This window comes from Paenarthrobacter nicotinovorans (assembly GCF_021919345.1).
GTDB classification, from domain to species: domain Bacteria; phylum Actinomycetota; class Actinomycetes; order Actinomycetales; family Micrococcaceae; genus Arthrobacter; species Arthrobacter nicotinovorans.
Genome location: NZ_CP089293.1, coordinates 1752087 through 1777249 on the forward strand (window position 1 = coordinate 1752087; position 25163 = coordinate 1777249).

Annotated in this window: 23 protein-coding genes; 13 read left to right on the top strand and 10 right to left on the bottom strand. The window is 62.5% G+C overall.

Going from position 1 to position 25163, the window contains the following annotated elements:
* Positions 1 to 45 precede the first annotated feature (45 nt).
* The 4 genes from JMY29_RS08170 to dnaE all read left to right on the top strand — a co-directional run bounded on the left by JMY29_RS08170 (position 46) and on the right by dnaE (position 5980).
* A complete protein-coding gene (locus tag JMY29_RS08170; RefSeq protein ID WP_018779302.1) occupies positions 46 to 735 on the top strand; it encodes a DivIVA domain-containing protein in 690 nt (229 codons plus the stop codon).
* Positions 736 to 833: 98 nt separating this feature from the next.
* The gene (gene lspA / locus JMY29_RS08175) at positions 834 to 1433 is read left to right on the top strand and encodes a signal peptidase II (protein WP_055977774.1); all 600 of its coding nucleotides are present in this window, start codon (positions 834 to 836) and stop codon (positions 1431 to 1433) included.
* Positions 1426 to 2352 (top strand): RluA family pseudouridine synthase, encoded by a 927-nt coding sequence (locus JMY29_RS08180; protein WP_189075736.1) that lies wholly within the window; start codon positions 1426 to 1428, stop codon positions 2350 to 2352. The genes lspA and JMY29_RS08180 overlap by 8 nt, the downstream gene beginning before the upstream one ends.
* Before the next feature lie 70 nt (positions 2353 to 2422).
* The gene (dnaE, locus tag JMY29_RS08185; RefSeq protein ID WP_026267382.1) at positions 2423 to 5980 is read left to right on the top strand and encodes a DNA polymerase III subunit alpha; all 3558 of its coding nucleotides are present in this window, start codon (positions 2423 to 2425) and stop codon (positions 5978 to 5980) included.
* 18 nt (positions 5981 to 5998) lie between these two features.
* Here dnaE and JMY29_RS08190 read toward each other — a convergent pair whose 3' ends face one another.
* Complete coding sequence (locus tag JMY29_RS08190) at positions 5999 to 6499, bottom strand: flavin reductase family protein (protein WP_018779306.1); 501 nt, start codon at positions 6497 to 6499, stop codon at positions 5999 to 6001.
* Between the two features lie 108 nt (positions 6500 to 6607).
* On the opposite strand from JMY29_RS08190, the gene JMY29_RS08195 reads away from it, so the two are divergent.
* From JMY29_RS08195 to nrdR, 3 genes are all read left to right on the top strand, one after another.
* Positions 6608 to 7141 (top strand): hypothetical protein, encoded by a 534-nt coding sequence (locus JMY29_RS08195; protein ID WP_018779307.1) that lies wholly within the window; start codon positions 6608 to 6610, stop codon positions 7139 to 7141.
* A gap of 4 nt (positions 7142 to 7145) precedes the next feature.
* A complete protein-coding gene (gene hisD, locus JMY29_RS08200; protein ID WP_055977771.1) occupies positions 7146 to 8504 on the top strand; it encodes a histidinol dehydrogenase in 1359 nt (452 codons plus the stop codon).
* Between the two features lie 173 nt (positions 8505 to 8677).
* A complete protein-coding gene (gene nrdR, locus JMY29_RS08205) occupies positions 8678 to 9181 on the top strand; it encodes a transcriptional regulator NrdR (protein ID WP_026267383.1) in 504 nt (167 codons plus the stop codon).
* 60 nt (positions 9182 to 9241) lie between these two features.
* Here the strand turns inward: nrdR and JMY29_RS08210 are convergent, their stop codons facing one another.
* The 3 genes from JMY29_RS08210 to map all read right to left on the bottom strand — a co-directional run bounded on the left by JMY29_RS08210 (position 9242) and on the right by map (position 11771).
* Positions 9242 to 10009, bottom strand: coding sequence for an SDR family oxidoreductase (locus JMY29_RS08210; protein WP_189075735.1), 768 nt, complete (start codon positions 10007 to 10009; stop codon positions 9242 to 9244).
* 7 nt (positions 10010 to 10016) lie between these two features.
* Positions 10017 to 10820, bottom strand: coding sequence for a polyphosphate--glucose phosphotransferase (ppgK, locus tag JMY29_RS08215; RefSeq protein ID WP_189075770.1), 804 nt, complete (start codon positions 10818 to 10820; stop codon positions 10017 to 10019).
* A gap of 72 nt (positions 10821 to 10892) precedes the next feature.
* A complete protein-coding gene (gene map / locus JMY29_RS08220) occupies positions 10893 to 11771 on the bottom strand; it encodes a type I methionyl aminopeptidase (protein ID WP_018779312.1) in 879 nt (292 codons plus the stop codon).
* A gap of 108 nt (positions 11772 to 11879) precedes the next feature.
* On the opposite strand from map, the gene JMY29_RS08225 reads away from it, so the two are divergent.
* A complete protein-coding gene (locus JMY29_RS08225) occupies positions 11880 to 12044 on the top strand; it encodes an SPOR domain-containing protein (RefSeq protein WP_011774435.1) in 165 nt (54 codons plus the stop codon).
* An 11-nt stretch (positions 12045 to 12055) separates the two neighbouring features.
* Here the strand turns inward: JMY29_RS08225 and panB are convergent, their stop codons facing one another.
* Positions 12056 to 12961 carry a 3-methyl-2-oxobutanoate hydroxymethyltransferase gene (gene panB / locus JMY29_RS08230; protein ID WP_189075734.1) on the bottom strand — a complete coding sequence of 302 codons (906 nt, stop codon included), beginning with the start codon at positions 12959 to 12961 and terminating at the stop codon, positions 12056 to 12058.
* 190 nt (positions 12962 to 13151) lie between these two features.
* On the opposite strand from panB, the gene glnA (JMY29_RS08235) reads away from it, so the two are divergent.
* Complete coding sequence (gene glnA / locus JMY29_RS08235) at positions 13152 to 14492, top strand: type I glutamate--ammonia ligase (protein ID WP_018779314.1); 1341 nt, start codon at positions 13152 to 13154, stop codon at positions 14490 to 14492.
* A 9-nt stretch (positions 14493 to 14501) separates the two neighbouring features.
* Positions 14502 to 17513 carry a bifunctional [glutamine synthetase] adenylyltransferase/[glutamine synthetase]-adenylyl-L-tyrosine phosphorylase gene (locus JMY29_RS08240; RefSeq protein ID WP_189075733.1) on the top strand — a complete coding sequence of 1004 codons (3012 nt, stop codon included), beginning with the start codon at positions 14502 to 14504 and terminating at the stop codon, positions 17511 to 17513.
* A gap of 18 nt (positions 17514 to 17531) precedes the next feature.
* Here JMY29_RS08240 and JMY29_RS08245 read toward each other — a convergent pair whose 3' ends face one another.
* Complete coding sequence (locus tag JMY29_RS08245) at positions 17532 to 19019, bottom strand: arylsulfatase (protein WP_189075732.1); 1488 nt, start codon at positions 19017 to 19019, stop codon at positions 17532 to 17534.
* A 60-nt stretch (positions 19020 to 19079) separates the two neighbouring features.
* Between JMY29_RS08245 and JMY29_RS08250 the strand changes: the two genes are divergently transcribed.
* Positions 19080 to 19649, top strand: a complete 570-nt coding sequence (locus tag JMY29_RS08250; RefSeq protein ID WP_189075731.1) for a GNAT family N-acetyltransferase — start codon at positions 19080 to 19082, stop codon at positions 19647 to 19649.
* 105 nt (positions 19650 to 19754) lie between these two features.
* Positions 19755 to 20108 (top strand): hypothetical protein, encoded by a 354-nt coding sequence (locus JMY29_RS08255; RefSeq protein ID WP_055977752.1) that lies wholly within the window; start codon positions 19755 to 19757, stop codon positions 20106 to 20108.
* A 72-nt stretch (positions 20109 to 20180) separates the two neighbouring features.
* On the opposite strand, the gene glnA (JMY29_RS08260) is transcribed toward JMY29_RS08255, so the two are convergent.
* Complete coding sequence (gene glnA / locus JMY29_RS08260; RefSeq protein WP_018779319.1) at positions 20181 to 21605, bottom strand: type I glutamate--ammonia ligase; 1425 nt, start codon at positions 21603 to 21605, stop codon at positions 20181 to 20183.
* A gap of 313 nt (positions 21606 to 21918) precedes the next feature.
* On the opposite strand from glnA (JMY29_RS08260), the gene JMY29_RS08265 reads away from it, so the two are divergent.
* The gene (locus JMY29_RS08265) at positions 21919 to 22356 is read left to right on the top strand and encodes an RDD family protein (protein ID WP_055977749.1); all 438 of its coding nucleotides are present in this window, start codon (positions 21919 to 21921) and stop codon (positions 22354 to 22356) included.
* A 115-nt stretch (positions 22357 to 22471) separates the two neighbouring features.
* Here the strand turns inward: JMY29_RS08265 and JMY29_RS08270 are convergent, their stop codons facing one another.
* The 3 genes from JMY29_RS08270 to lipB form a co-directional block, all read right to left on the bottom strand.
* The gene (locus JMY29_RS08270; protein WP_018779321.1) at positions 22472 to 23233 is read right to left on the bottom strand and encodes a DUF4191 domain-containing protein; all 762 of its coding nucleotides are present in this window, start codon (positions 23231 to 23233) and stop codon (positions 22472 to 22474) included.
* Positions 23234 to 23336: 103 nt separating this feature from the next.
* A complete protein-coding gene (gene lipA, locus JMY29_RS08275) occupies positions 23337 to 24344 on the bottom strand; it encodes a lipoyl synthase (protein WP_064722886.1) in 1008 nt (335 codons plus the stop codon).
* A complete protein-coding gene (gene lipB, locus JMY29_RS08280; protein ID WP_018778719.1) occupies positions 24341 to 25009 on the bottom strand; it encodes a lipoyl(octanoyl) transferase LipB in 669 nt (222 codons plus the stop codon). Before lipB ends, lipA begins: the two co-directional genes overlap by 4 nt.
* Positions 25010 to 25163: the final 154 nt, after the last annotated feature.

A 25163-nucleotide genomic window follows, 5' to 3' on the forward strand; every position in this document is an offset into this window, starting at 1 on the left:
ACGGCCGGAAGGCCTACTGACTAACTAGACCAACGAGGTGACCAGATGGCTTTGACGCCAGAAGACGTTGTCAACAAGCGCTTTCAGCCGACCAAGTTCCGCGAAGGCTACGACCAGGACGAGGTCGATGACTTCCTGGACGAGATCGTGGTGGAACTGCGCCGCTTGAACCAGGAAAATGACGAGCTCCGCAAGAAGCTCGGCGAGGCTGGTTCGGCTGTGCCCGCTGCAACTGCTGCGGCTCCGGTCGTCGAGAAGGTTCCGGCTCCCGTCAAGGTCGACAAGGAAGCCGAGGCGAAGGCCGAGGCTGAAGCGAAGGCCGCCGAAGCTGCCAAGAAGAAGGAAGCTGAGCAGGCTGCCGCCGCTGCCAAGGCCCCGGCCGCCAGCAACAGCGTTACCCCCTCCGCTGAATCCGCTGCAGGCCTGCTCGCCATGGCGCAGCAGATGCACGACAAGCACGTCTCCGACGGTGCGCAGCAGAAGGAAAAGATCATTGCCGAGGCTCAGATCGAGGCTTCCAGCCTCGTGAACGATGCCCAGGAAAAGTCCCGCAAGATCCTTGGTGCTCTCGAGCAGCAGCGTTCCGTCCTGGAGCGCAAGGTTGAGCAGCTCCGTGGCTTCGAGCGTGACTACCGTTCACGCCTGAAGGCTTACATCGAAGGCCAGCTGCGCGATCTCGATGCCCGTGGTTCCGTTGCTGCCCCCGAGGTCGGCGAAGCAACCGCAGACGTTTAGCAAGTATTCTGAAAGCCGGTGGCTGAGGACTCCTCGGCCACCGGCCTTTGCTGTTAAAGACCAATAACAGACCGCCACGCCTCCCGAATGAAAGCACTATGACCGACGACCTAACTGACGACGCCTCACAGCCGGCACCCACCGTGCAACGTAAGTGGCGTCCGGCCATGCTGTGGCTTTTTGCCGGCTTCGCTGCGTTCGCCTACGCGTTTGACCAGCTCACCAAGCTCTGGGTTACGAGCACCATGACCGAGGGGGAGCGCATTCCGGTACTGCCTCCGTTGCTGCACTGGTACTTCATCAGGAACTCCGGGGCCGCGTTCTCCATTGGCGAGAATGTGACGTGGATTTTCACGATCATTATGGCGGCGGTATCGGTGGCCATCCTGTTCCAGCTTCGTCGCCTGGGCTCTGCATGGTGGGCGCTCTCCTTGGGCCTTCTCCTGGGAGGAGCACTGGGCAACCTGACGGACCGCTTGTTCCGGGAGCCTTCGTTCGCCATGGGTCACGTGGTCGATTTCATCCAGCTGCCGAATTTCGCCATCTTCAACATCGCTGACTCCGCGGTGGTGTCCGGCGTCGTCATCATCTGTTTGCTGACCTTGCGGGGTATTGGCATGGACGGCAAGCGCCATGTCGCCGCCGCGAAGTCTTCCAAGGACGCCAAGCCGGCCGGCGGAGGCCCCGCCGGTGAGTGACGCTGTGGTTGTACCTGACCATCTGGCCGGCGTCCGCGCGGATGCCGGACTGGCCCAGCTGCTGGACATATCCCGCTCGGCCGCGGCCCTGTTGATCGCCGAAGGGAACGTTACGAGCGCCGGTGCGCCCTTGGGGAAGTCGGCAAAGCTTGTGGCCGGTGCGGTGCTGGACGTCACGGTTCCCGACCGGCGTGACCCCCTTGAAGTGGTGGAGGAAGTTGTGGAAGGCCTGAAAATCCTGCTGGATGACGAAGACTTCGTTGTCATCGACAAGCCTGTGGGGGTTGCGGCGCATCCGTCTCCCGGGTGGGTTGGACCCACAGTGGTTGGCGGTCTCGCCGGGGCGGGGTACAGGATTTCCACGTCCGGAGCGCCGGAGCGCGCCGGCATCGTCCACAGGCTCGACGTTGGCACGTCCGGTGTCATGGTCGTAGCCAAGACCGAGCATTCGTACACGGTGCTCAAGCGGGCTTTCAAGGAGCGCACCGTGGACAAGGTTTACCACGCCGTTGTCCAAGGGCTGCCCGATCCCTTGGTCGGAACCATTGATGCACCGATCGGCCGGCACCCGGGCCACGACTGGCGCTTCGCCGTCATCGAGGACGGTCGTCCGTCCGTTACCCACTACGAGGTCCTGGAAGCCTTCGGTAAGGCGACCCTGGTGGAAGTCCATCTGGAGACCGGACGGACGCACCAGATCCGTGTCCACTTCTCGGCGCTGCGCCACCCGTGTGCCGGAGATCTCACCTATGGCGCCGATCCCCGTCTTGCGGCAACGCTGGGGCTGACCAGGCAGTGGCTGCACGCCCGCCAGCTCGGCTTCACGCACCCCCGCACCGGCGAATGGGTGGAAGTTGCCAGCGATTATCCGGCGGACCTCCAGTACGCCTTGGATCTGTTGGAAACGGGTTCGGCCTGATTCCATTGACCTGAAGTCCGGTGCCGTTGCGGTCCGTTTCCTCCCCGACCCGGGACGGTAGACTGTCGTGGTGACTTCCAGCAATGATTCGTTCGTCCATCTTCACACCCACACCGAATACTCCATGCTGGATGGAGCGGCACGGCTGGGGGAGTTGTTCGACGAAACTGAGCGCCTGGGCATGCCGGCCCTCGCAACCACGGACCATGGCTATTTGTTTGGCGCCTTCGACTTCTGGCGCAAGGCGACGGATAAAGGCATCAAGCCGATCATCGGCGTCGAAGCCTATGTGACCCCGGGAACGGCCCGCGGTGACAAAGAGCGGGTCCGTTGGGGCGATGAGAGCCAGCGCAAGGACGACGTTTCCGGCGGTGGCTCCTACACCCACATGACCCTGCTGAGCTACAACAACGTGGGCATGCGAAACCTGTTCCGGGCCTCGTCGATTGCGTCGTTGGATTCTGTTTTCGGTAAGTGGCCGCGCCTGGACCGTGAACTGCTCAACACCTATTCCGAAGGCCTCATTGCCACCACGGGCTGCCCCTCCGGAGAAGTCCAAACTAAGCTCCGCCTGGGACTCTACCGGGAGGCCGTGGAAGCCGCAGCCGAGTTCCGCGACATCTTCGGCGCGGAAAACTACTTCTGCGAGTTGATGGACCATGGTCTGGACATTGAGCGGCGCGTCACCGGTGACCTGCTCCGCCTGGCCAAGGAGCTCAACCTGCCGTTGGTGGCCACCAACGATCTCCACTACACGCACGAACACGATGCCAAGGCGCACGAAGCCCTGTTGGCCATCCAGTCCGGTTCCACTCTGCTTGAGCCAACCTACGACAACGGCGGGTCCCGCTTCGCCTTCTCCGGCAGTGGCTACTACCTGAAATCACCGCAGGAAATGCGGGAGCTGTTCCGTGACCATCCGGAAGCCTGCGACAACACGCTCCTGATCGCCGAGCGCTGCGAAGTTTCCTTCAATACCGGTGCCAACTACATGCCCCGCTTCCCCTGCCCGCCAGGCGAAGACGAGACCTCGTGGCTGGTGAAGGAAGTCGACGCCGGCCTGAAGTACCGCTACCCCCAGGGCATCCCGGACAAGGTCCGCAAACAAGCCGATTACGAGCTTGGCGTCATCACCTCCATGGGTTTCCCCGGGTACTTCCTCGTGGTGGCCGACTTCATCAACTGGGCCAAGAACAACGGCATCCGGGTGGGTCCCGGACGTGGTTCCGGTGCCGGTTCCATGGTTGCCTACGCCATGCGCATCACCGACCTCGACCCCCTCCAGCACGGTCTGATCTTCGAACGCTTCCTCAACCCGGACCGCGTTTCCATGCCTGACTTCGACGTCGACTTCGATGATCGTCGCCGTTCGGAAGTGATCGACTACGTCACCAAGAAGTACGGCGACGAGCGCGTGGCGATGATCGTGACGTACGGAACCATCAAGACCAAGCAGGCGCTCAAGGACTCCTCCCGCGTGCTGGGCTATCCGTTCAGCATGGGCGAGCAGCTGACCAAGGCCCTGCCGCCGGCCGTCATGGCCAAGGACATTCCCCTCGCGGACATCCAGAATCCGGAGTCCAAGCGCTACAGCGAGGCCGGGGACTTCCGGCAGCTCATTGCCACCGACCCGGAGGCAGCCAAGGTCTTCGAGACGGCGCTGGGCATTGAGGGCCTGAAGCGCCAATGGGGTGTACACGCCGCCGGCGTCATCATGTCCTCGGACCCCATCATCGACGTTATTCCGATCATGCGGCGGTTCCAGGACGGCCAGGTCATCACCCAGTTCGACTACCCCACCTCTGAAGGCCTCGGCCTGATCAAGATGGACTTCCTGGGCCTCCGAAACCTCACGATCATTTCGGACGCCCTGGAAAACATCAAGATGAACCGTGGCGTGGACCTGGATCTCGAAAACCTTGCGCTGGACGACGCCGCGTCGTATGAGCTTCTGGCCCGCGGCGACACCCTGGGCGTGTTCCAGCTAGACGGCGGACCCATGCGGTCGCTGCTCAAGCTCATGAAGCCTGACAACTTCGAAGACATCTCCGCCGTCCTGGCCCTGTACCGGCCGGGTCCCATGGGCGCCAACGCCCACACGGACTATGCCTTGCGCAAGAACGGCATCCAGGAAGTCATTCCCATCCATCCGGAGCTGGAAGAGCCGCTCAAGGAGATCCTTGGTGGCACCTTCGGCCTGATCGTCTACCAAGAGCAAGTCATGGCCGTCGCCCAGAAACTGGCCGGTTACTCGCTTGGCCAGGCAGATATCCTTCGCCGCGCGATGGGTAAGAAGAAGAAATCCGAACTGGACAAGCAGTTCGCCGGGTTCTCCCAAGGCATGCAGGACAACGGCTACTCCATGGCCGCGGTCAAAACGCTCTGGGACATCCTGCTTCCGTTCTCCGACTACGCCTTCAACAAGGCGCACTCGGCCGCGTACGGGGTTATTTCGTACTGGACTGCCTACTTGAAGGCGCACTATGCACCGGAGTACATGGCCGCACTGCTGACCTCGGTGGGTGATGACAAGGACAAGTCCGCGATCTACCTCAATGAGTGCCGGCGCATGGGCATCACGGTGCTTCCGCCGGACGTCAACGAATCGTCGCTGAACTTCACCCCGGTGGGCCAGGACATCCGTTTCGGCATGGGAGCCATCCGCAACGTTGGTGTCAACGTGGTGGACGCGATGGTGTCCACCCGGGCGACGGAGGGAAACTACACGTCCTTCAAGGACTTCCTCCTCAAGGTCCCGGCGGTGGTGTGCAACAAGCGCACCATTGAATCGCTGATCAAGGCGGGCGCCTTCGATTCCCTCGGCCACCATCGCAGGGCGCTGGCGATGATCCACGAAGAAGCCATTGATTCGGTGATCACGCTCAAGCGAAACGAGGCCATTGGCCAGTTCGACCTCTTCGCCGGGTTCGAAGACCAGGAACCGGAAGCTTCGCTGACCACGGAAATTCCCGATCTCCCTGAATGGGAAAAGAAGGACAAACTCTCCTTCGAGCGCGACATGTTGGGACTGTACGTTTCAGACCACCCCCTGCAGGGGCTGGAGGGTGTCCTGAGCCAGCACGCCGAGCAGACCATTGCGTCGATCATCGCCGAGGACGGACCACACGACGGCGCCATTGTCACCATTGCAGGCATGATCACCTCCCTGAGCCGCAGGATCGCCAAGGCCAGCGGCAATGCCTATGCCAGGGCGGAGATCGAGGACCTCGGTGCATCAATGGAGGTCATGTTCTTCGGCCAGGTCTACGGCCCCATTGCTTCTGTGCTGGCCGAAGACCTGATCGTTGTGGTCAAGGGGCGCCTGCAGCGCCGGGATGACGGCGCTGTGACATTGAACTGCATGGAACTATCGGTGCCGGACCTGAGCGAAAGCGTCAACGGTCCCGTCGTGATCACCATTCCCACGTTCAAGGCCACGGAGGCAGTGGTAACGGATCTGCGGGACGTCCTTCGCACCCACCGCGGGAACTCGGAGGTCCGGTTGAAGCTGATGGGTGATACCAAGGTGGAGGTCATGGGATTGCCAGTGCATCTTCGGGTGAATCCCAGTCCGTCGCTCTTTGGAGACCTCAAGGTCCTGCTCGGTCCGGCCTGTCTGGACAACTGACAGCCGGGCCCGCGGTAGTCAGATCTCGTAGTCGAGCGGCGCAGGCTTGCTGTAAGCGCCGCCGTGGTACAGCAGCGGGGTCCCTTCCCCGCCCACTTGGCCGTCGACGACCTCGACCACAACCACTGCGTTGTTCTCAAAAGACAAGCGCATCTGGATCTTGCCGACCAGCCAGCCGCTGACGTCCTTGAGGATGGGAACGTCATGGGGGCCGGGCTCCCAGTGGTCGCCGTCGAACCGGTCGCGGGTCCGTGCGAACCTGTCGGCCAACGCCTGGTTCTCCAGCCCCAGCATATGGACACCGATATATTCCGCGTTCGCGACAGCGGGCCAGGAACTGGAGCTCCTGGCCATGTTGAAGGTGAAACGGGGCGGCTCGGCGGACAGCGATGCCACGGATGTTGCGGTGAAACCAAAGGGTTTGCCGTTGAGGTTGGCCGTAATGATGGCGACTCCGGCAGCGTGCCTGCGGAACATCTCCCTGAAAGTCTGTTCGAAGCCGGATGGTTCGCTTGCCACGGTGGTGTTCTCCTGGGGTGGGCCTATGCTCTCCTCCCAGAGTATTCCTCCCACGCAGCGGTTCCCCTATTTTGCGGAGCCAGCGTGAACCTTTGTTAATGTGAGTGCATGACCGAGCCCAGTGTGAACCTCCAAGCTGCTTCCGAACCGGCTCCGGCCACCGCTTCCCGCCCGGCGCGGGACTTCCTTTGGCTGGTTGTCCCGGCCGCTTCCGGAATCGTTGTGGGGCTGCTCTGGTGGTTGCTGGCTCCGGGCGGCCTCAACCTCGTCTCCGGCAATCCCGAGCTGTCCAATCCTGACAACCCTGAGTCGTGGCTCCCGCGTGACCTGATCCTGGCGGCCTTGATGCTGGTATCGGGATGCGCTGCCGGGCTCATGCTCGATGGCAAGCTCGAGGGTGCCAGCGCCTCCCGGCGTTTGGTGTTGGCGCTACTCGGGGGTGCGGCGGGTGCACTCCTCGCATGGCTGACCGGCTTGCTGGCCGCCCAGCTATGGGGTCCTCCAGCCAACCCGGCCCTTGGCCCTGGTTATGGGTTCACGCTCCGGTCCTATGCTGTCCTCCTGCTGTGGACCGGTGCGACGGCGTTTGTCACCTTCGTCCTGTCTTTATTCGGGGTTCTCTCCAAGAAGCCCGTAAAATAGCGGGGTGACCACTTCCTCCGATACTTCCGCCCCAGCCGCCCTTAACTTCCGGAGCATTGACTTCCGGGGTCGTCGCCTCTCCCTGGCGGAACTCCGCGGAGCTGTTCCCAGGGCGCGCCATCAGACCATGGCGGATGCGGAACAGAAGGTCCAGGACATCATTGCCGCCGTTCGCAGCCGCGGGTTCAGTGCCTTGGCCGAGCTGGCACGCACGTTCGACGGCGTTGAGCAGTCGCATCCAAGGGTTTCCGCGGAGGCCCTGACCCAGGCTCTCGCCGGGCTTGATCCCAACGTCCGGGCCGCCCTTGAAGAGTCAATCAGCAGGGCTCGGCAGTTTGCCGACAGGCAGCGACCCCGCAACGTGGACGTTTCGCTGGGGGACGGTGCAGTCGTCAGCCAGAACTGGATTCCGGTGGGCCGGGTGGGGCTGTACGTTCCCGGGGGACTCGCTCCGTTGGCGTCCTCCGTCATCATGAACGTCGTTCCTGCGGTGGCCGCCGGCGTCGAATCCATCGCCCTGGCCTCACCGCCGCAGAAGGATTTTGGCGGACTTCCGCACCCCACTATTCTCGCGGCCGCCAAGCTTCTGGGCATTGATGAGGTCTACGCCATCGGCGGTGCGCAGGCCATTGTGTCCTTCGCCTACGGGATTCCGGGCTCGGGGGACGAACTGCCCATCGAACCTGTGGACGTCGTGACAGGCCCGGGCAACATCTTCGTGGCCACGGCCAAGCGGCTGGTCAAGGGCGTGGTGGGTATTGACTCGGAGGCCGGCACTACGGAGATCGCCATCCTCGCCGACTCCACTGCCCAAGCCCCGCTTGTGGCGGCCGACCTCATCAGCCAGGCAGAGCACGATCCCAAAGCAGCCTCAGTCCTAGTGACGGATTCGACCGAACTCGCTGACGCCGTCGTGCGTGAGCTGGCGCGTCAGGCGGCGGCAACCAAGCACAGCGCCCGTGTTCTTGAGGCCCTCTCCGGCCCGCAGTCCGGCGTGGTCCTCGTGGATGACCTTGAGCAGGGGATTGCAGTCTGCAACGCCTACGCTGCGGAGCACCTGGAAATCATGACGGCGGATGCCGCAGCGGTAGCCGGACGCATCCACAACGCCGGGGCCATCTTCGTGGGGGATTACAGCCCTGTCAGCCTCGGCGACTACTGCGCCGGATCCAACCACGTCCTGCCCACCAGCGGCACGGCGGCGTTCTCCTCCGGACTGAACGTGACCACCTTCCTGCGGGCCGTCCAGGTCATCAACTATGACCGCGGTGCCCTGGAGGAGGTCAGCAGCCACATCGTGAGCCTGTCCGGTGCCGAGGACCTGCCGGGTCACGGAGATGCGGTGCGGATCCGCTTCGAATAGCAGGTCAACCACTACATATAAGGGTCACCACCACTACATGTAGTAATTACAAGCTTGTCATTAGGGTGTGTACCTACGTAAACTAGTGCCGGAAGTGAATCTTCCGGCACCTTTTGCGCATCCGGCGGCTTGCCGGGTGGTGCCCGTGCCGGAGTTGTCAGGGGAGGCCCAGCGTGTATTGTCCGTTCTGCCGGAATCCCGATTCCCGTGTTGTCGACAGCCGCATGGCGGACGACGGCTCTTCCATTCGCCGCCGTCGGCAATGCCCGGAATGCGGCCGCCGGTTTACCACGGTGGAGACAACCAGCCTCTCCGTCATCAAACGCTCCGGCGTGGGTGAACCATTCAGCCGCATCAAGGTCATCAGCGGCGTCCGCAAGGCCTGCCAGGGGCGGCCGGTGACCGAGGACGACCTCGCCATGCTTGCCCAGGAAGTTGAAGAAAACATCCGCTCATCCGGCGCGGCGGAGATTGATGCCCACGAGGTCGGGCTCGCCATCCTTGGACCGCTCCGCAAATTGGACGAGGTTGCCTACCTCCGCTTCGCCAGTGTGTACCAGGCCTTCGAATCATTGGAAGACTTCGAATCCGCTATTTCGCTGCTCCGACACGAGCATGAAGCTCACGCAAAAGCGGGCAGCAAGCAACCCAAAGGCTCCGAGGCGAGCCAACTCTAGCTCCGGTGGCGGCAGCGGAGGGGAAGCCGCAGCCGCCACCGGCACCAAGGCATGGCCGTATCAGCGGCCGCCGGAGACCGGCAGCACTGCACCCGTGATGTACCCGGCGTCATCGGACATCAGCCACGTCACAGCTGCCGCGATTTCCTCGGGTTCGGCTCCGCGGCCCATGGGAATGGTGGGATTGAGCCTCTCCACACGATCCGGCATTCCGGCTGCGGCATGCAAGCCGGTGTTCGTGCTTCCGGGCGCCACGGCGTTAACCCGGATTCCCTGTTTGGCGACCTCGGCAGCCAGGCCCACGGTCAGAACGTCCACTGCGCCTTTGGTTGCGGCGTAGTGGACCCAGGTTCCGGGAGAGCCGGCTTTGGTGGCCGTCGACGAAATATTGATGATCGAACCGCCGGGTCCGCCGGAATCCAACGAGAGCCTCCGGACAGCTTCCTGGCACATATAGATCAGGCCGGCGATGTTCACGTCGCACACCCGTTGAACAGTCCCCGAGGGTACGTCCACCAGCGGCCCGATCAGATCGCCCGTGATGGCTGCGTTGTTGATAACGGCAGTCACTGGTCCGCGGCGCGCAGCTTCGTCAAACAAACGCTCGACGTCGGCGGGTTGGCTGACGTCTGCCCGGACGGCGTGTGCCTCGCCGCCGCGGGCGCGGATGCTGTTAACCACGGCATCCGCGCCCGCGGCGTCAGACGAGTAATTGACGACGACACCGTATCCCGCCAAGGCCGCTGCTTGGGCGACGGCAGCACCAATCCCGCGGCTTGCGCCGGTGACGATCGCGATGCCTGAGCGGCTTTCTGTAGCCTCGGCCATGTCCGGGTTACTTGGCGAGTTTGTGGTGCAGGGCAACTTCGAGGGCTGCGCCCACGATGCCGGCGTCGTTCTTCAACTTTGCAGTCACGATCCTGGTACGGAGGTCCAGGTACGGGAAGTACTCGTCCGAGCGCTTGGAGATGCCACCGCCCACGATGAAGAGCTCAGGGGAAAACAGGAATTCCACGTGCTGGAGGTAGCGGTTGAGCAACACGCCGTACTCGTCCCAGCTGAGGCCATCCCGTTCGCGGGCCACGGCGGAGGCTTTGGTTTCGGCGTCATGTCCGTCCACCTCAAGGTGGCCGAGCTCGGCGTTGGGGACCAGCTGGCCGTTGAAGATGAATGCTGACCCGATGCCCGTTCCCAGCGTGATCACCAGGACGGTACCGTCGACACCTTCACCGGCTCCGTATCGTGCTTCCGCGAGGCCCGCTGCGTCGGCGTCGTTGATGACCTCAACCGGACGGCCGAGGCGCTCGGTGAACTTCTTGTCTATGTCGGTTTCGAGCCAGGACTTGTCCACATTTGCTGCGGAGTGGACAACGCCGTGCTGGATGATGCCGGGAAAAGTGACGCCCACCGGGGAGTCCGCTGCCGGGGCCTCGGGACGCTTGGACAGCTCCGCGACAATCGCGGCTACGACATCGGCCACCGCTTCCGGTGTAGCAGGCTGCGGTGTGGGGACCCGGAAGCGGTCGCCGATCAGCTTCCCCTTCTTGAGGTCGACGATGCCGCCTTTGATGCCGGTACCGCCGATGTCGATACCGATCAGCGGCGCGTTCTTGTGGGTTTTCTCATCCTTCTTGGACAATGCATTTCCGATCATGGCAGGAGGGGATGGGCAAGGCACAGCCGGCCGGGCTGCTTGGACCTTCCGGTGAGCTCAGGGAAGGGTAAGGATTTCCGCGCCGGTCTCAGTGACCAGCAGCGTGTGTTCGAACTGGGCCGTTCGTTTGTGGTCGCGGGTGACGACTGTCCAGTCATCTGCCCACATATCCCATTCGATGGTGCCGAGGGTAAGCATGGGCTCGATGGTGAACACCATGCCCGCCTCGATCACGGTGTTGTATGCCGGGGCTGCGTCGTAATGCGGAATGATGAGGCCCGTGTGGAAGGCCTCACCCACGCCGTGGCCTGTGAAGTCCCGGACCACACCATAACCGAAGCGCTTGGCGTAGGACTGGATGGCACGGCCGATTACGTTGATTTCGCGGCCCGGGGCCACGGCCTTGATGGCCCGGTTGAGCGACTCCTGCGTACGCTCAACCAGCAGACGGGACTCTTCATCCACGTCGCCAACCAGGAAAGTGTAGTTGGTATCCCCATGCACGCCGTCAATAAAGGCGGTGATGTCGATGTTGAGAATGTCGCCGTCCTGGACCACGGTGGAATCCGGGATGCCGTGGCAAATCACCTCGTTGAGGGAGGAGCAGAGGGACTTGGGGAAGCCCCGGTAGCCCAGGGTGGACGGGTAGGCGTTGTGATCCAAGAGGAACTCATGGCCGACCTTGTCCAGCTGGTCGGTAGTGACACCCGGCTGGATGTGCTTTCCTACTTCTACTATCGCCTGGGCGGCAATCCTGCCTGCTACGCGGATCTTCTCAACCGTCTCCGGCGACTTCACTTCGGAGCCCGTGAACTTGGCAGGCGCCTTCTTGCCGACGTACTCCGGCCGGGGAATCGATGCGGGGACGGGGCGTTCAGGGCTGATGGTTCCCGGGGTGAGGGCGCCAATGGGTGCAGTCGAAGCAAGAGAAGGCATAGATTGATCATATAAGGCACGCAAGAGACGTAAGTAACAATGCACGGCAAGGCTACTGTGGCCGCGCCAACGTTACGCGTTCAACGGCCCCGGCGATGAGGAGGAGACGTGACGGAGTACTGGTACAACGTCAAGACGCACGAGATCGAAGAGGACGCCATGTCCGATTGGACCCAGCTGATTGGCCCCTACAAAACCAGGGAAGAAGCCGAGCACGCATTGGAGAAGGTCAAAGCCCGCAATGACGCCTGGGATGCCCAGGACGACGATTAGCCAAGGCCTGCCTAGAAGGAGTGTTCCGGTCCGGGGAACTGCCCGGACCGGACGTCCTCGCCGAATGCGGCAGCTGCGTCGGTCAGGGTTGTGCGCAGGTCTGCGTACTGCTTGACGAACTTGGCCATCTTGCCGCCCCGGAGTCCGGCCATGTCCTGCCAGACGAGGACCTGGCCTGTGGTGCTCTTGCCTGCTCCGATGCCCACCGTTGGTACGCGCAACGCAGCGTCCACAAGGGCAGCCGTTTCCGCGGGGACCATTTCCATCAGGACGCTGAACGCTCCGGCATCCTGGAGGGCCACAGCGTCGTCCACGAGCCGCTGCGCGTCATCCCCACGCCCCTGGACGCGGTAACCGCCGAGGGAGTGTTCGCTTTGCGGTGTGAAGCCGATATGCGCCATGACGGGGATGCCTGCCTGGACCATCGCTTTGACAGTGTCCGCGTAGTACGCGGTTCCCTCGATCTTCACCGCGTGTGCAAGGCCTTCCTTCAGGAAGCGCACGCCGGTAGCCACGGCCTGGCCGGGAGAGACCTCATAACTGCCGAAAGGCAGGTCGGCAATGACCAATGCCCGCTTGGCTGCGCGGCTCACTGCCCGGGTCAGGGGAAGAAGCTCATCCACGGTGACGGGAAGGCTGGTTTCGTTGCCGAAGACGTTGTTGGAAGCCGAATCGCCGACAAGCAGCACTTCGATTCCCGCTTGGTCGAAGATCTCCGCCGCGTACTGCTCATACGCGGTCAGCATGGCGAAGTGTTCGCCGTTGTCCTTGGCCTGTTGGAGGTGGTGGATCCGTATCCGGCCGGCCGGCTTCCTGCCGGTCGCTGATGGCGCCTGCGCACCGGTTCCGGGACCGCTTCCGTAAGGGGCGGAAACTTCGGCGGGCGTGGTGGACTCAGGAAGGTTGCTCGGGGCCATGGATAGAGCCTAAGCGGTGCCGACGGCGGCTGCCAGCAGTGTGCCCAGCGTCACCTTTTGTAAACGGTGTGTTACACGCAGCTACTGCTGCGGCTTTAGGGGGGAACTCTTAGTAGAGTGAAGGCTGAGCTGCCGTGGCTTCTGTCCCTTGAAACCAGCGGCATGGACAACGAATCGGAAAAGAGGCCCTATGGACCGCCAGCAAGAGTTCGTTCTGCGGACAATCGAAGAGCGTGACGTGCGCTTCGTACGCTTGTGGTTCACCGACGTCGTGGGTTCCCTTAAATCGGTGGCGCTTGCGCCCGCCGAAGTCGAGGGTGCCTTTGAAGAAGGCCTTGGCTTTGATGGCTCAGCGATCGAGGGCCTGGCGCGTGTGTTCGAATCCGACATGCTCGCGCAGCCGGATCCCTCCACCTTCCAGATCCTGCCCTGGCGTGGTGAGACCGAACAAACCTCAAGGATGTTCTGCGACATCCTGACTCCGGACGGCGAACCGTCGGCCGCGGACCCCCGCAACGTCCTCAAGCGGACCTTGGCAAAGGCCGCGGACATGGGCTTCACCTGCTACACCCACCCTGAGATCGAGTTCTACCTGCTCAAGTCCAAGGACTTGGGCCCGGATGGCTCGCCGGTACCTGTGGACGAGGGCGGCTACTTCGATCACGTTCCCGGTGGTGTGGCACAGGACTTCCGCCGTACTGCGGTCACCATGCTCGAATCCGTGGGCATCTCCGTGGAGTTCAGCCACCACGAGGGCGGCCCGGGGCAGAACGAGATCGACCTTCGTTACGCCGATGCGCTTCAGACCGCGGACAACATCATGACGTTCCGTACCGTCATCAAGGAAGTTGCGCTCCAGCAGGGTACCTACGCCACGTTCATGCCCAAGCCGTTCACCGATCACCCCGGTTCCGGAATGCACACGCACTTTTCGCTGTTCGAGGGCGACACCAACGCTTTCTTCGAAGCCGGTGCGGAGTTCCAGCTCTCCAAGACCGCACGCCAGTTCATTGCCGGCATCCTCAAGCACGCTCCGGAATTCACGGCTGTCACCAACCAGTTCGTGAACTCCTACAAGCGGCTTTGGGGCGGCGGCGAGGCCCCGAGCTACCTGAGCTGGGGACACAACAACCGGTCTGCGCTGGTCCGCGTTCCGCTCTACAAGCCCGGCAAGGGACAGTCTGCGCGGATCGAATACCGTGGCATCGACTCCGCCACCAACCCTTACCTGGCCTACGCCGTGTTGCTCGGGGCGGGCCTGAAGGGCATCGAGGAGGGCTATGAGCTCCCCGCTGCCGCTGAGGACGACGTATGGTCACTGACCACCGCGGAGCGCAAGGCGATGGGGCACGCGCCTCTTCCGGCCAGCCTCCACGACGCCATCCGGGCAATGGAGGAATCCGAACTGGTGGCCGAAATCCTTGGCGAGCAGGTTTTTGAGCACTTCCTCCGCAACAAGCGGGCAGAGTGGCAGGATTACAGGCTCCAGGTCACCCCCTATGAGCTGCAGCGCAACCTCGGCATTCTTTAGGCAGGGCCAGTGAGCCTTGCACGACGGCTCATCTCAGCCGGATTCAGCGACCTTGAGAAGGGGGAGCGCTTCCTTGCTGCCCCCGAGCTTGAGGGTATTGACGAGGACGCACTGTTTGCCGGCCTTTCCATGGCTGCCAGTCCCGATACGGCCCTGCAGTCACTGGTCCGGCTCATTGAGAAGAATCCTGGCCTGAAGAAGCTGGCCGCGGCGGATCCGGACACCTGCGAGCCCCTGTACCGTTTGCTGGGGGCCTCGGAGGCGCTGGGGGAGTTCCTGATGCGCCGGCCCGAGCACCTGGACGTCTTTGATGCTCCTGTCAGTCCGGAGCCCCTGCAGGCTTCCAGCGACGAGCTCCGCGCCACACTGCTTCGTTCCGTCAAGGCTGAGCCCGGCGCCCACAGGCCCGTGGCAGGCATCACCGGGCAGCCCGCCTATGCCGCATTGCGGACGGCGTACCGCCGGGGCCTGACTGAGCTCGCCATCAAAGACCTGTGCGCAGCTTCGCCCCAGGACTTCATGCCTGCAGCCGGAGCTGAACTGGCCGACCTCGCCGGTGCCGCGATCGAAGCCGCCCTTGCCGTATCCCGGGCTGAAGCGGCAGGCCATTACGACGCTGACGACATCGCCGACGTCGGAATGGCCGTCATCGGCATGGGCAAATGCGGAGCCCGCGAGCTGAACTACATTTCGGACGTCGATGTCATCTATGTCATCGAGTCCGAAGAGCTGGAGGATGCCCGGGCGTCCACGATCGGGACCGCCCTGGCCTCGGGTATTTCCCGGGCAATTTCCTCCTTTGCTCCCGAACCGGGCCTCTGGGAAGTGGATGCGAATCTCCGCCCGGAAGGAAAATCGGGCCCTCTTGTACGCACCCTTCCTTCCCACCTGAGCTACTACGCCCGGTGGGCCGAAAGCTGGGAGTTCCAGGCGCTGCTCAAGGCGCGGACCATCGCCGGCGACCGGGAACTTGGCCAGCGCTATGAAAAGGCCGTGGAGCCGTTGGTCTGGTCTTCTGCCGGCCGTGAGGGCTTTGTGGAGTCCGTGCAGGCGATGCGCCGCAGGGTGACCGACTACATCCCCGCATCCGAGGAGCAGCGGCAGATCAAGCTGGGACGTGGCGGACTGCGGGATGTCGAGTTCACCGTCCAGTTGCTGCAGTTGGTACACGGCAAGTCCGATGAATCCCTCCGCTGCAAAGATACGACGTCGGCCATCGCCGCACTTTCGGCGGGAGGCTACATCGGGCGTGCCGATGCCGCTGCCTTCGACAGCGCTTACCGGTACCTCCGCTTGCTGGAGCATCGGATCCAGCTGTTCCAGCTGCGGCGCACCCACCTGATGCCTGTGGCTGAGGATGCCCAGCGGTTCCTGGCCAAAGCTGTCCTGGGTCCGTTTTCCCTTGAGCGCCCCCATCCGGACCAGCTCATGGCTGCATGGCAAAAGACCAAGAAGTCCGTGCGGGAACTCCATGAACGGATCTTCTATCGTCCGCTGCTCAACACTGCTGCGAAGTTGAGCAGCGAAGACGCAAAGCTCAGTCCTGAGGCAGCCCAAGGCCGGCTGGCGGCTCTCGGCTACCTGGATCCCCAGGGAGCTCTGCGACACATTGAAGCTTTGACGGCGGGCGTCAGCCGCCGTGCTGCTTTGCAACGGCAGTTGCTGCCGATCCTTCTGGGTTGGCTTGCTGAGGGCGTCGACCCCGATGCCGGCCTGCTTGCGTTCCGCCGGGTCAGCGAAGCCCTTGGCACCACGCACTGGTACCTGGGCCTGCTCCGTGATTCGCAGGCTGCCGCCGAACGCCTATGCCAGGTCCTGGCCAATTCCCGTTTGATTTCGGACCTCCTGGAAGTATCACCGGAGTCCGTGGCGTGGCTGGGCAGCGACAAGGAATTGGCCCCCGTTCGTTTCGAAGCCCAATGGCAGGAAATCCAATCCAAGCTGTCCCGGCATCCTGACCCTGAGAGTGCCATGAGGCTTATCCGGTTGATCCGGCGACGCGAGATCCTCAGGACGGCCATTGCGGACAGCGCCGGACTCCTTGACCAGGACGCCGTCGGTTTGGCTTTGGCCGAGACTGACCGCGCTGCCGTACTGGGAGCCCTGCATGTGGCCGAGGCCGTAGTGGCTGGCTCAGGCCCGTTGAAAACCGATGTACTTGTGGTTGCCATGGGTAGGCAGGGCGGCCGCGAGATCGGCTACGGCTCGGACGCGGACGTTATGTATGTGCACCGTGCCCGCCCTGGCTTCAGCGATGCCGAGGCGCAGGAACAGGCGACGGCGATCGTCGCCAAGGTCTCCGGCTTCCTCACCCAGCCGCTCAAGCCGGCAATCATGGCCGAGCGGGTGCTGATGGTGGACGCCGACCTCCGGCCGGAAGGCAAGAACGGTGCGATGGTGAGGTCCTTGGACTCCTACGCGGAGTATTACCGCCGGTGGTCTTTGATCTGGGAAGCCCAGGCGCTGCTGCGTGCCCGTCCCATGGCTGGTTCGGATGAGTTGGCGGCAGACTTCGTTAAGCTGATCGATCCCATCCGGTATCCGCAGGAACTGCAGGAGCAGGATGTCCGGGAGATCCGGCGGATCAAGGCGCGGGTAGAGTCTGAACGGCTGCCCCGGGGCGCGGATCCCGCCAGGCACGTCAAGCTTGGCCGTGGTGGTCTGAGCGACGTCGAGTGGCTGGTGCAGCTGCTTCAGTTGCAGCATGCCGGGAAGCATCCCGCTTTGCGGACCAGCTCCACCCTTGAGGCCCTGGCTGCCGCTGAGGAGTTGGGGTTCATCGGCAGGGACGACGCGGCACTGCTGCGGGATGCTTGGCGTCTGGCCAGCCGCATCCGATCGGCCAATGTGATCGTGACCGGGCGTGCCTCAGATGTCCTGCCTTCCTCGCGCAAGGACCTTGAAGCTGTTGCGCGCTGGTGCGGCTACCCGCCCGGGAACGCCGGCCATTTTGAGGAGGACTACCTCCGGCTGAGTCGTCGGGCCAGGGCGGTTTTCGAGAAGATGTTTTACGCCACCTAAGGCCAAAGGGATTACGGGCTACTTCGTGACAGCGGCCGAGGCGGCCAGCTCCCGGGCATGCCGCAGCATCGTCACCACCGGCACTCCGGTGACCAGCTCGCCGTCGACGACGTACCCTTCTTCGCGGTCTGTCAGTGCCTCCACCATGCGTTGGCGCCACATCGTCAATTCCGCCTGATGGGTTGCGTCGTCGGCGAGGTTGTTGCGTTCCTGCGGATCGGCGTCGAGGTCGAACAGTTCCTCAGTGCCTTCGCCCGAGCCCCATATGTACTTGTAACGGCCGTCCGTCAGCCAGTGCAGGTTTTGCCCCCAATACACGTGTTCGCCGTGCAGTACCTCCCGAACGGCATCAGTGTTTTCACCACGAATGATTGATGCCAGGGACTTGCCGTCCACGGAATCGGGGATCGGGAGGCCGGCGAGCTCCAGCAGAGTGGGCATGATGTCCCTGAGTTCCACTACGTGGTCCACTACGGCTCCGCGGACGGCATGCTCCGCGGTGGGTGCATTGGCGATGATGAACGGGACCCGGGCCGACCCCTCATAGGGCACTGCTTTACGGAACATGTGGTGGTCGCCCATCATCTCGCCGTGGTCGCTGGTGAAAGCGATCACCGTGTTCTCACTGAGGCCGAAGTCCGCCAGGGACTCCTTGATGCGGTTGATCTGGAGGTCAATCTGGGCCATCAGGCCGTAGTACCCCGCTCTGGCTCTATGTACAACGTGGTCGGGAATGGTGCCGTAGCTGGCTTGGTAGTCGCTGTCCTGCCGGTGGGCGTCCCAGTGGTGTTCCCAGTTGCCCTCCACGGCTTCGTAGGCGGGAATGCCGAGGTACTGTTCGAAAGCCCACGACGGCGGATCGTACGGCGGATGGGGGCGGTGGAAGGACAGATACAGGAAAAAGGGCTTCACGGGGTCGCGGCGGTGCATCCATTCAATGGCTTGCGTGCCGATCCAGTGCGACGGGTGCAGGCTTTCAGCCTTGTCCCACGGGCGGGCGACGATGGAATTGCAGTTGACGCCGTGGTCGAAGTACTCGGCGTCGGGACCCATGCCGGGTTGCCTGCGGAGCCATGGCACGTAGTCATCAAACATCGCGAAATGCTGTTGGTGCTCCCGGCGGGCGTGGTGGAGGTAGCCATCGTGGAGGATGACGTCGTCGAAACCGAGCCTGGAGCGTTCGGGCCACACGTGCATCTTTCCTATGGCCTGCGTGTGGTACCCGCCCTTTCTGAACTCCTCCTGTACCGTCACCGGGTGGACAGCATGGAAAGGAACGCCATCGTTGTAGCCAACCCGGCCGTGCTTCTCCTGGGACTGTCCGGTGAACAGTGCTGCGCGGGCCGGCACACACGACGGCGTAGCAGAATAGCCTTTGGAGAATCGGACGCCGTTCCTGGCGAGTTCGTCGAGGTGGGGTGTCTCCACATAAGGGTGACCGTCCGAGGACAGGCAGTCGCCCCTCCATTCGTCAACGCAGATCAGGATGACGTTGGGCTGGCTCATTGAAGGGTTCCTTTGCCGTAGGAAACTGTTGAGACAACCCTAAGGGGAGGAAAGCACTTAATGCGTGAATATGACTCAGAAAAAGCCTTTTCAATCGTAAGCGATCAAGATCCTGTTGGCGATGTGTGGTTGATTCCGCTGAAGATGCTCGACGCCGACGCCCGTGCCATCCAGCTTGGCGCCGTGGCTGAACTGTCCGTTGGGGATGGGCAGCGGGAGTTTGTGGGGGATCCGTTGCGCATGATGCTGATAGCTCTGGAGGAGGAGTCCAGACTGCCCTTCGTCATTGAGTCGGGTGGTGTGGGTGTAGGGGTGCTGACACTGCAGACCGGTGCGGCGTCGCTGGCGGGCTGGGGAGATGACGATTCGGCATGGCTGCTCAGGGGTTTCCTTATCGACGCCGGGAGCCAGGGGCGTGGTCTGGGTACCCGGGCTGCCCGCGCTGCCGTGGCCGAAGCCCGCAAGCTGACGGCGAGGCTGGGAGGCGGCCAGTCCGGCGTCGTGCTTTCTGTCAATGAGCGCAACCCTGCAGGGTTGGCCGCCTACAAGAAGGCCGGCTTTGTGGACGCCGGGCGCTATTCGGGCGGCAATTCCGGACCGCAGAGGACGATGTTCAAGTCCTTCCTGTGACGCGGCATGCATCGCCGTTGGCTGGCCGGAGTCACGCGTTGCACATAAAACTAAGCAGCCTTATAGACTTGGCGTGTCACTGATCTCGAATCGGAGGGAACGTCCATGGAATACAACGGAAGCCCCACTGAAAGGGCAATTCCTGCCGGAGAACTCGACCGGCGCCACGTGGGTCAATCGGTTAGCTTTCAACCAAATGACTTCACGGTTGTCTTCGGCACCATCGCAGGCATCGCCCGGACTGAGGCCCTCGTCTATCTGTCTCTCGACGGAGTCGGCGGCGGAACGCATCTGAAGGATGAATACGACCTGTCGATCGACCACAAGGTCTACCTCCAGCTCGACCCCTTGGGAAGCGCAGAAAAGGGTCTTTCCGAGGCAGCAAGCTTCGTGAAAGAGAAGTTGGATGAGATCACCCGGAACATCAGGGAGCGTGAACAGGGGAAGCCTGGGCAGTAATCCCTGCGCATTGAAAAAGGCCAGCCCCATCCTCGCGGATGGGGCTGGCCTTCTCAGTATGTGCCCAGGGGCTTAGACGCCGTAGTAGAGCTCGAACTCGTAGGGGTTCGGGCGGAGCGACAGCGGGCGGATCTCGTTTTCGTACTTGTAGTCAATCCAAGTATCGATGAGGTCCTGGGTGAAGACGCCGCCGGCCTGCAGGAACTCGTTGTCCTCGCGCAGGGCCTCCAGGGCTTCTTCCAGGGAACCCGGAGCCTTGGGGATGTCCTTGGCTTCTTCGGCCGGGAGCTCGTAGAGGTCCTTGTCGATGGGAGCCGGGGGTTCGATGCGGTTGCGGATGCCGTCGATTCCGGCCATCAGCTGTGCGGCAAACGCCAGGTACGGGTTGGACGAGGGGTCCGGAGCGCGGAACTCGATGCGCTTGGCCTTCGGGTTGGTGCCCGTGATCGGGATGCGGATACCGGCAGAGCGGTTGCCCTGCGAGTAAACCATGTTCACGGGAGCCTCGAAACCCTTGACCAGGCGGCGGTAGGAGTTGACGGTCGGGTTGGTGAACGCCAGAACTGCCGAGGAGTGCTTGAGCAGGCCGCCGATGTACCAACGGGCGGTGTCGGAGAGTCCGGCGTAGCCCTTCTCGTCGTAAAACAGGGGATCGCCGTTGCTCCACAGCGACTGGTGGCAGTGCATGCCGGAGCCGTTGTCGCCGAAGACGGGCTTCGGCATGAACGTCACGGACTTGCCCCAGGCGTCAGCGGTGTTCTTGATGACGTACTTGAACTTCTGCAGGTCATCAGCAGCTGCGGTCAGGGTGGTGAACTTGTAGTTGATCTCCGCCTGGCCGGCAGAACCAACTTCGTGGTGGGAACGCTCGACCTCGAGGCCGGCCTTGTCCAGCTCAACGCACATGGCGTCGCGGAGGTCAGCCTGCTTGTCGGTGGGGGACACCGGGAAGTAGCCGCCCTTGACGGGGGTCTTGTAACCGAGGTTGCCGCCTTCTTCCTTGCGGCCCGTGTTCCAGTGTGCTTCTTCAGAGTCGATCTTGTAGAAGCTGCCCTGCGGGGAAGACTCGTACTGGATGTTGTCGAAGACGAAGAACTCGGCTTCCGGCGCGAAGAATGCGGTGTCGGCGATGCCGGTGGAAGCCAGGTAGGCCTCTGCCTTCTCGGCCACGCCACGGGGGTCGCGGTGGTAAGGATCGCCCGTGCGGGGGTTCACGATGGAGAAGTTCAGGGCAAGGGTCTTCTCGATGCGGAAAGTGTCGATGAAGGCCGAGGTCACATCCGGGATGAGCTGCATGTCCGACTCGGCAATGCCCTGGAAGCCGCGGATGGAGGATCCGTCGAAGAGCTGGCCGTGGACGAAGAAGTCCAGGTCAACGCTCTTGGCAGGCACATTGAAGTGCTGCTGGACACCAGGAAGGTCGGTGAAGCGGATATCGACGAATTTGACGTCTTCGTCTTTGATGAACTTGAGGACTTCGTCCGCAGTCTTGAACATCTATGCTCCTTATGCATATCAAGTAACAGGCCCGGAAGGCCGCGTGGTGCAGCCCAGACCAGGACGCAGGAAACACAAAAAGGTCCCCTTGCCATGGTGGCTGGCAACTCATACCACCATAGGGAGGTGGGATTTCCCGGGGGTGTCAGTATTGTTTCCGGCAGGTTACAGAATCATCTGTTGTGTAAACGGTAGTCTGCTTTCCGGTGCCAGGTCCACGTGGGTCCGCTGGTCGAACACCCGGCCGGTTCGGACTCTGTCCCGGGGCCTCCGCCCGGCATGCCCAACCATCCTCCAGCGGTAGGCTTGGAGGGTGGTAGATCGAAAAGACATTGGCTCCTGGTTGAGCGGTCCGGACACTTCCGGCATCTCCAAATATCCTGGTGAAAGGCTCGGCCTGCCCGAGTCCGGTCCTGGCTCCATGGCGCGTGCCGGGCGCCGGATCCTCGGCATCGTGATCGACTGGACCATCGCCTTGGTCATCAGCAACTTTGCCTTCGGCGGAAATCAGTGGGCAACGCTGGCCATTTTTGCCGTGGAACAGATCCTGCTGATCGGCACGTTGGGATACAGCGTGGGACACAGGATTGCCGGTATTCATGTGGTCCGCTTGGGCGGCGGTCCTGCAGGCCCGCTGGCCGCCGTAGTGCGAACCCTCCTGCTGTGCCTGGTCATACCGGCCGTTGTTTTCGATCCCGACCAACGCGGTCTTCACGACAAAGCCATGAACACCATCCTTATCCGCATGTGATTCCGCGGGGCCGGGCGGTGAAGACCGCGGTTGTCCCCGGACCAACGACAAAAACAAACCGCCCCCGCCTCTGTTACCCAGAGGCGGGGGCGGTTTTGTGCCTGGTTCAGGAATATCAGCGGCCGCGTGCGGCTTTGCGGTCGGGACGAGCTTTGTAGGGGTCGATGCCCTTGGGGATCGGGAGACGGTTGCCAAGGGAGTTGATGCGCTTGGAAACTGCGTTGACCTCAACCTTGGTCAGTTCGTTCTTCATCTTGCCCATGGTCTTAGCAAGTTTGTTGAGGGGGACCTGGCCCTCGCCGCGGCCTGACTCCAGGACGTGGATGGTGACGTTGGGGAGGATGCGCGTAAGGCGCTTGCGCTCCGCATCCACCAGCGTCTTTACGCGGTGGCTGGGTCCTTCGCTGACGAGAACGACGCCGGGACGTCCGATCGCCATGAAGACGGCATCCTGGGTGCGGGGGTTGACAGCAACCGGCTGATCCTGGGTGACCCACCCGCGCCGAAGCGTGCCCAATGCAGCACCGGAGGCGCCGGGCTGGTTCTCGATTTGCGCGAAGGCGGCTTTCTCCGCGCGGCGGGAAAGGATAAAGACGGCTGCGAGAAGGCCCAAAGGAATACCGATGATCAGGCCGGTGACCCAGTTCTCCAACAGGAAGCCGATAAGGAAGGCAACGGCAACCACAGCGAGGAATGCCAGCAGCATGATCCAGACAACCTGGGGATCATTTCGCCGGGTCATCTTGAAGACTTCAGCGATCTGCTTCAGCTGGCTCGGCTTCTTGGCCTTGGCTTCCTTGGGCTTGCGCTGGAACAGCCCACGCTTGGGTGCGTCGGCCGAGGGGGTCGAATTGCTGGAATCAGAGGAGTTCGCCATAGTGCCTTAATTCTACGTGATGTACGTCGAAGGACCGGACGCCGTTACGTGGGGCATCCGGTCCTTCAGAACTGCTTGCTGTTACTTCTGTGCCGTTTTGGGGCTAGCCGTGGGCGGCGAGGATGGTGGAGGCTTCCTGGCGGGTGGTGCCGGAGGACTCGATGTGTGCCAGGGCTTCGGGGATTTCCCAGCCCTTCTTCCGCATCGCGGTGGCCCACAAACGGCCGGCCCGGTACGAGGACCGCACCAACGGCCCGGACATGACACCGAGGAAGCCGATCTCTTCGGCTTCGTGCTGGAGGTCCACGAATTCCTGCGGCTTGACCCACCGGTCCACCGGCAAGTGCCGTTCGGACGGGCGAAGGTACTGGGTGATCGTGATCAGGTCACAACCGGCCTGGTGCAGGTCCCGCAGGGCCTCGGAGATTTCCTCCCGCGTCTCGCCCATGCCCAGGATCAGGTTCGACTTGGTCACCATGCCCAAATCCCGGCCCTGGGTAATGACATCCAGGGACCTCTCGTACCGGAACGCCGGGCGGATCCGCTTGAAAATCCTCGGCACGGTCTCGACGTTGTGGGCGAACACCTCGGGCTTGGAATCACAGATCGCCGCGATGTGTTCGGGCTTGCCGGAGAAGTCCGGGATCAGCAACTCCACCCCGGTGCCCGGGTTCAGTTCGTGGATCTTCCGGACCGTTTCGGCGTACAACCAGACACCCTCATCGGCGAGGTCATCACGGGCCACCCCGGTCACGGTGGCGTAGCGCAACTGCATCGCCTGGACACTCCGGGCCACCTTGGTGGGTTCGAACATGTCCACCGGGGAGGGCTTGCCGGTGTCGATCTGGCAGAAATCACAGCGCCGTGTGCACTCGGACCCGCCGATCAGGAACGTCGCTTCCTTGTCTTCCCAGCACTCGAAAATGTTCGGGCAGCCGGCCTCTTCACAGACCGTGTGCAGGCCCTCTTTCTTCACCAGGTTCTTGAGCTGGACAAACTCAGGCCCCATCTGGACCTTGGCCTTGATCCACTCAGGCTTACGTTCAACCGGTACCGCAGAATTACGCTGCTCAACGCGCAGCAACTTACGGCCTTCAGGTGCCAAGGTCACTGGAGTGCTCCTTCGGGGGTGGAAACGAGTGCTTCTTCATGCTTGCGGAATTCTTCCACGAAGCGGTCAACGATATCGGCGGGATTGATGGTCCGACCGGTTTCCAGCGTCATGGTGGTGACGCTGGCGTCAGTGATTCCACAGGCAATGATTTGGTCGTAGGGTGCCAGGTCATTGCTGCAGTTGATGGCGACGCCGTGCATGGTGACACCCTCCAGGACGCGGATGCCGATTGCGGCTATCTTCCGGTCCGGTCCTTTGTCGTCGGCAAGGATCCATACTCCCGCGCGGCCCTTGACGGTGACGGCTTTGATTCCGTAGTCGACCATGACGGCGATCATGATGGCCTCGAGGCGCTCGACGTAGTCGCGGATGCCGGCTCGGTTTTTCAGTTTGAGGATCGGGTAAGCGATCAGCTGACCGGGACCGTGCCACGTCAGTTTGCCGCCACGGTCCACGGGAACCACGGGGGTCCCATCGAAGGGCCGCTCGTGATCTTCCGTGAGCTTGCCGGCAGTGTAAACGGCGGCGTGCTCCAGAAGCAGGACGGTGCTGTTCTGCTCACCCGCAACAACTTTGTTGTGGATCTCGCGCTGCAGGTCCCAGCCCTGTACGTAGTCAACGAAATCCGGGGCAAGACCCAGTTGTGAAAACTCAAGAGTCATGCGTTCAAGCTTAGACCCAGCAGGGGATTGCCCATGGTTTTGTGGTGAAGCTCTCAGTCGCATCACGTGCTGTCGTGACAAGTGCGACAACGGCAAAAGTGCCGTGGCTGTGGATAACTTCTGCAGAGAATCGCAAGGTCCGGTAGACCTGATC

What these genes read in the sequence shown, in the direction of transcription:
- JMY29_RS08170 (WP_018779302.1), top strand. Translation starts at nt 46, where the DNA reads ATGGCTTTGACGCCAGAAGACGTTGTCAACAAGCGCTTTCAGCCGACC.
- lspA (WP_055977774.1), top strand. Translation starts at nt 834, where the DNA reads ATGACCGACGACCTAACTGACGACGCCTCACAGCCGGCACCCACCGTG.
- JMY29_RS08195 (WP_018779307.1), top strand. Translation starts at nt 6,608, where the DNA reads ATGACCGAGCCCAGTGTGAACCTCCAAGCTGCTTCCGAACCGGCTCCG.
- JMY29_RS08210 (WP_189075735.1), bottom strand. Translation starts at nt 10,009, where the DNA reads ATGGCCGAGGCTACAGAAAGCCGCTCAGGCATCGCGATCGTCACCGGC.
- map (WP_018779312.1), bottom strand. Translation starts at nt 11,771, where the DNA reads ATGCCTTCTCTTGCTTCGACTGCACCCATTGGCGCCCTCACCCCGGGA.
- panB (WP_189075734.1), bottom strand. Translation starts at nt 12,961, where the DNA reads ATGGCCCCGAGCAACCTTCCTGAGTCCACCACGCCCGCCGAAGTTTCC.
- glnA (WP_018779314.1), top strand. Translation starts at nt 13,152, where the DNA reads ATGGACCGCCAGCAAGAGTTCGTTCTGCGGACAATCGAAGAGCGTGAC.
- JMY29_RS08245 (WP_189075732.1), bottom strand. Translation starts at nt 19,019, where the DNA reads ATGAGCCAGCCCAACGTCATCCTGATCTGCGTTGACGAATGGAGGGGC.
- JMY29_RS08250 (WP_189075731.1), top strand. Translation starts at nt 19,080, where the DNA reads ATGCGTGAATATGACTCAGAAAAAGCCTTTTCAATCGTAAGCGATCAA.
- JMY29_RS08255 (WP_055977752.1), top strand. Translation starts at nt 19,755, where the DNA reads ATGGAATACAACGGAAGCCCCACTGAAAGGGCAATTCCTGCCGGAGAA.
- glnA (WP_018779319.1), bottom strand. Translation starts at nt 21,605, where the DNA reads ATGTTCAAGACTGCGGACGAAGTCCTCAAGTTCATCAAAGACGAAGAC.
- JMY29_RS08270 (WP_018779321.1), bottom strand. Translation starts at nt 23,233, where the DNA reads ATGGCGAACTCCTCTGATTCCAGCAATTCGACCCCCTCGGCCGACGCA.
- lipB (WP_018778719.1), bottom strand. Translation starts at nt 25,009, where the DNA reads ATGACTCTTGAGTTTTCACAACTGGGTCTTGCCCCGGATTTCGTTGAC.